This is a genomic window from Aldersonia sp. NBC_00410, assembly GCF_026342035.1.
Lineage (GTDB): Bacteria > Actinomycetota > Actinomycetes > Mycobacteriales > Mycobacteriaceae > Aldersonia.
The window spans coordinates 125,769-130,387 of the sequence record NZ_JAPENM010000007.1 but is presented as its reverse complement, the minus strand read 5'-3'; the positions used below and the strand labels follow the sequence as shown (position 1 = coordinate 130,387).

Sequence of the window (4,619 nt, the reverse complement as noted above, 5' to 3'; positions counted from 1 at the left end):
GAGCCTTCGCTGTCTTCACTCGTCGCGGCCTCTACCCGCTGGCAGACGAGGCCGACCTCCCCAATCGCGCCTGCAAGCTGGGCAGAGAAGGAAACGTTTGCATAACCGTCGGATCACAGTCAAGCAAAAGTTGGACACTCGACCTGTCCTATGTACGAGATGTTTATGTCAAATAGACGCATTTTGTTACGTTTCGGTGTCGCAGGTGAAGTGATCGAGCGTTGTCCGAGCCGAAACCGTAGAGAACAACTCCAGCACCTGGCCGCGGGAGGATCTCCACCAGCTGCCGCGGCAGAGCCTTGTGAACCGCCACGACCCGCTGCTGCCGACGCTCGGACAATCCCGGCCCATCACCAGCGCGCTGATCAGCGCGCGTCACTGCCCGGGCGGTGTCCCCCAAGGGCAACGCCCTGGTCATCGAGCGGCTGCGCACCGATGACCGCGTATAGCACGACGCGAACGGCGTCTTCCCGCACGGTGGCGGACACCGGACGAACGAGGCGTAACTTCCGACCGCCACACAGCCCGAGATCGTACGGTGCATTGGGAATGCGCCACCTCGATCGCCCGGCACCGGGGAGAGCTCATGGATTACACCGTCATCGGCACGTTGGCCGTCCTGATCATCGTTGTCGTCACGACGCTGGCGCCTCGGGTCGGAGTCGCGGCGCCCCTGCTGCTCGTCCTGGTCGGCGTGGCGATCAGTTTCCTGCCGTTCGTGCCCGCCATCGAGATCGAGTCCGAATGGGTCCTTGCCGGGATTCTTCCGCCGCTGCTGTACTCGGCGGCGGTCAACGTGCCGACGATGGACTTCCGCCGGGACTTCAGCACCATCTCCAGCCTGTCCGTGGTGCTCGTTGTGGTGTCTGCGGTGGTCGTCGGTGCGGTCATGGCGGCGCTGATCCCAGGCATCGGCTTGGCCACCGGGATCGCACTCGGTGCGATCGTCAGCCCGACCGACGCGGTCGCAACCTCGGTCGTGCGCAAGGCGGGCGTATCACCGCGCCTGGTCACCATGCTCGAGGGCGAGAGCATGCTCAACGATGCGTCCGCGCTCGTGTTGCTGCGGTCGGCGGTCGCTGCCACGGCGGGCGCCGTGTCGCTGTGGGGGGTGGCCGGTGATTTCGTCTACGCCGTGCTCCTCGCGGTGGTGATCGGATTCGTGGTCGGACATCTGAATCTGTTCGTCCGGCGCGTCGTGGCGCAGGCCACCGCCGGCGTGGCGATCTCGTTCGTCGTGCCGTTCGTCGCGTTCCTGCCCGCCGAGCATCTCGGTGCCTCCGGGTTGGTCGCCGCGGTGACGGCCGGCCTGGTCAGCGGGCACGGTGCGCCGCGGCATCTGCGGGCCGCCGACCGGTTGAACGAGCGGGCCGTCTGGCAGACGATCGAGTTGCTCCTGGAAAGCGGCGTGTTCCTGCTCATGGGACTCGAGCTCTCCGGGCTCGTCGAGGACGTGCGCGACGAACACGGGAGCCTGGTCGACGCCGCCGTGTTCGGCGCCGTCGCGGCGCTGGTCGTGATCGCGATTCGAACCGCGTTCGTAGCGGTCTCGGTGTGGGGGCTGGCGCGACGGGCAAAGCGCGGCCCGCGGGTGCGCGAACGGCTCGAGGAGTTTCGCGACACGCTGGACCAGGGTCGGGTTCCGTCGCGGCGCGGACCGGGCACGGAGCCCTCCCGAGGCAGGAGCGCTCGGGCCTATGCCGAGCGGATGCGGCGTGCCTCCAAGCGAACGACGCAGCGGATCTCCGACATCGATTACCTCACCGCCGAGGCCATCGGCTGGCGCGAGGGTGCGGTTCTGGTCTGGGCGGGCATGCGTGGGGCAGTGACGTTAGCTGCGGCGCAATCACTTCCGGAGGACACGCCGCAGCGTTCGACGATCGTGCTTGTCGCGTTCGTGGTCGCCGGGGGAACGCTGCTGGTCCAGGGCGGCACGCTGATGCGGCTCGTCCGCCTGCTCGGACTCACCGGGCGAGCGACCGACGCCGGTAGCGAGCACCGGGAATTGCGCGCCGCGCTGGAAGCGGCCGCACGGAACCGGCTCGCAGATCCGGAGTTGCGCCGGCCGGACGGAGATCCGTACGCGGAAGGCGTTCGCGCCCTGGCTGATCGGGCGGTCGCGCGCAAGGACGACGATGAGATCGACCCCGGCGCGCCGGGCGAGATGAGCGATCTGATGGTCGAACTCCTCGCCGCGCAACGGGAGGCGCTGCTCGAGATCCGCGACCTCGGCGCCTACAGTTCCGCGGCGCTCGACAACGCGTTGCGCATCCTCGACGCCCAAGAGGTCGGGATCGAGATCCGCAACGCCGCGACCCCGGATTGAGCTACGTTCTGATGGTCAGCCACATCGTGCTGTGCGGCTGCGACCTAACGTGCCGAGGAGGAGCCGAAGTGAAGCTTCACCAGCAGATCGCCGGTCGCACTTATGCATTCGACGGACTCGTCGAGGTCATGGCGAAGGCGACGCCGCTGCGTTCGGGCGATGAACTGGCCGGCTGCGCGGCCGAGTCGGACATCGAGCGTGCGGCCGCCGCCTGGGTCCTCGCCGACCTGCCGCTCGCGGTATTCCTCGAAGAGCTGCTCGTGCCGTACGAGATCGACGAAGTCACCCGATTGATCATCGACCGCCATGACAAGCAGGCGTTCGCCCCGATCGCGCACCTCACCGTCGGCGGTCTGCGGGACTGGCTGCTGGAGACGGCCGCCGCCGACGACGCGGCCGCGACGTTCGCCGCGACCGCACCCGGCCTCACGCCGGAAATGGTTGCCGCGGTGTCGAAGCTGATGCGCAACCAGGACCTCATCGCGGTCGCCCGGGCGGTCACCGTGACTTCGGCCTTCCGCACCACGATCGGCCTGCCCGGCCGGATCGCCACGCGGTTGCAGCCCAACCACCCGACCGACGATCCGCGCGGTATCGCCGCGGCCACCCTCGACGGACTGCTGCTCGGCTGTGGCGACGCCGTAGTCGGGATCAATCCCGCGAGCGATTCGCCGCGCGCGACGGCCGATCTGCTACACCTGCTCGACGATATTCGGCAGCGCTACGAGATTCCCATGCAGTCGTGCGTGCTCGCCCATGTGACGACCACGATGGAGCTGATCGAGAAAGGCGTGCCGGTCGATCTGGTGTTTCAGTCGATCGCCGGCACCGAGGGCGCGAACACGAGCTTCGGCGTCACGGTGCCGTTGCTGCGCGAGGCCGATGCGGCCGGCCGGGAGCAGCAGCGCGGCACCGTCGGCAACAACGTCATGTACTTCGAAACCGGCCAGGGCTCAGCGCTTTCGGCGGGTGCGCACCTCGGCACCGGTGGCAAGCCGGTGGACCAGCAGACGCTGGAGACCCGCGCCTACGCGATCGCCAGGGAGCTGGCTCCGCTGTTGATCAACACCGTCGTCGGGTTCATCGGGCCGGAATACCTCTACGACGGGAAGCAGATCATCCGCGCCGGTCTCGAGGACCACTTCTGCGGCAAGCTGCTCGGGCTGCCGATGGGTGTGGACGTCTGCTACACCAATCACGCGGAGGCCGACCAGAACGACATGGACACCCTGCTCACGCTGCTCGGCGTCGCAGGTGCCGCGTACGTCATCGCGGTGCCGGGCGCGGACGACATCATGCTCGGCTACCAGAGTCTGTCGTTCCACGACGCGCTCTACGTGCGCCAGGTGCTCGGGCTGCGTACCGCGCCCGAATTCGAAACATGGCTACAGCGACTCGGCATGGCCGACGACGCCGGCCGTATCCGGCCGATCGATGCGGCGGCCTCGCCGCTGCTGGCATTGGCGGATACCCGGTGAGCGACGGTGCCGCCGGGGAAGTCGAAGACGTCGGGGCCGTCCGGGACGTCTGGGCACCGCTGCGCGCAGCCACCCAGGCGCGCATCGGCCTTGGCCGCGCCGGCAGTGCCCTCTCGACCAGCGCGGTGTTGGAATTCCAGGCCGCACACGCGGCGGCCCGGGACGCGGTGCACGAACCGCTCGACGTCGACGCATTCGCCGCGCAGGTGGCCGCGGTCGGTCTCGGCGCGCCGATCGCGGTGACCAGTCGCGCCGCGGACCGAGCCGAGTACCTCAAACGGCCGGACCTGGGCCGGTTGCCCGGTGAATTCACCGACATCCCCACGAGCACAGCAGAGTTGGGATTCGTGCTCGCCGACGGCCTCTCCCCGCGGGCGCTGAGCGAGCACGGCGTGGGCATGCTCACGGCGCTTGTCGCCGAACTCGGGCACCTTCGAATCGCCCCACCGGTCATCGCGACACAGGCCCGAGTGGCGCTCGGCGACCACCTCGGCGAAGCGCTGGGCGTGCAGACCATCATCGTGGTGATCGGCGAACGCCCCGGCCTGTCGGTGGCCGACAGCCTCGGCATCTATCTCACGCACCTGCCGCGGCCGGGTCGCACGGATGCCGATCGGAACTGCATCTCGAACATCCACCCGCCCGACGGGCTTTCCTACGAGCGCGCGGCGCGGACCGCCGCAGCGCTGGTGGCAGGCGCACGACAGCTCGGCCGCTCGGGCGTGGCCTTGAAGGACACCTCCGGCGACGATCTCGTCGCATCGACCGCGGTCACGGTCGAGATCGAGCCCTGACGACAGCCGCTACCCGACGAA

At 68.6% G+C, this 4,619-nt stretch carries 3 protein-coding genes; all 3 read left to right on the top strand.

Annotated features, from left to right (window positions below; genetic code table 11):
- Nucleotides 1–586: 586 nt before the first annotated feature.
- The 3 genes from OG921_RS17395 to eutC all read left to right on the top strand — a co-directional run bounded on the left by OG921_RS17395 (nt 587) and on the right by eutC (nt 4,598).
- Nucleotides 587–2,326, top strand: a complete 1,740-nt coding sequence (locus tag OG921_RS17395) for a sodium:proton antiporter (RefSeq protein ID WP_266113746.1) — start codon at nt 587–589, stop codon at nt 2,324–2,326.
- 68 nt (nt 2,327–2,394) lie between these two features.
- Nucleotides 2,395–3,804, top strand: coding sequence for an ethanolamine ammonia-lyase subunit EutB (locus OG921_RS17390; protein ID WP_266113745.1), 1,410 nt, complete (start codon nt 2,395–2,397; stop codon nt 3,802–3,804).
- Nucleotides 3,801–4,598 carry an ethanolamine ammonia-lyase subunit EutC gene (gene eutC, locus OG921_RS17385; protein ID WP_266113744.1) on the top strand — a complete coding sequence of 266 codons (798 nt, stop codon included), beginning with the start codon at nt 3,801–3,803 and terminating at the stop codon, nt 4,596–4,598. Before OG921_RS17390 ends, eutC begins: the two co-directional genes overlap by 4 nt.
- Nucleotides 4,599–4,619 lie beyond the last annotated feature (21 nt).